The sequence below is a fragment of the Burkholderia sp. Ac-20392 genome (assembly GCF_017104585.1).
GTDB classification, from domain to species: domain Bacteria; phylum Pseudomonadota; class Gammaproteobacteria; order Burkholderiales; family Burkholderiaceae; genus Burkholderia; species Burkholderia lata.
In genome coordinates this window covers 1-782 of record NZ_JAAGPB010001173.1, presented here as the reverse complement: position 1 = coordinate 782, position 782 = coordinate 1, and the positions used below count along the sequence as shown (strand labels likewise).

General features: G+C 65.1%; 1 pseudogene. It reads right to left on the bottom strand.

The features are described from left to right. Positions 1 to 125 precede the first annotated feature (125 nt). Positions 126 to 782: pseudogene (locus G3N99_RS41455) on the bottom strand (condensation domain-containing protein); the annotation flags it as partial.

Here is a 782-nt window from a genome sequence, read left to right as displayed (position 1 = left end):
GTCTGTTGGTAGACGGGTCATCGAGTGATTACATAGAATTGTGGGGTGGTTTCTTTTTTTTTTCAAGAAAAAGCCGCAATACAGGTTGTTAATTGGTGACTGGATTTCAGCCGTGTGCTCTTCCGATCTACGCGCAGCGCGCGGCCGTCGCGCGGCTGGCGCGAAGCGGCCGACGCGTCACACGGCAATACGGCCGTCGTTTGGTGCGGATCGCGCGCGGCCGCACCAACGAGCGCCGCATAGCTGTCGAGCCATGCGCGCGCGGTGTCGGCGTCGATGCAGTCGGTCGCATAAGCCGCGACCAATTCAATGCCATTGGCATCGTCGGTGAAATCCACAGCGAAGTCGAAGCGTGCAGCGAGATCGGGCCCCGGCGTCGCAACGGCCGTCGCGCCCGGCAGCACGCTGTCGTGCCGCGCGTCGAACTGCTGCGCGAATTTCACGCGCAGCCATTCGTCGCCGCGCTTGACCGGCGGCTTCACGGCATCGACGACGCGCTCGAACGGCACGTCCTGGTGCGCGACCGCGTCGAGCGCCGCCGTACGCGCCGCATCGATGAGCGCGCGGAACGGCAGCGTCGGCGCCACGTGCACACGCAGCGCGACGGTATTCAGGAACAGGCCCAGCAGCGCACGCGTTTCCGGGCGCTGGCGATGCGCGACCGGCACCGCAACGACGACATCCATGGCGCCGGTCAAGCGCGACAGCCACGCGTCGAGCGCGGCCAGCAAGATCGGAAGACCGGAGTGGAGGGAAAGAGGGTATATCAGGGGAGAGAGGTA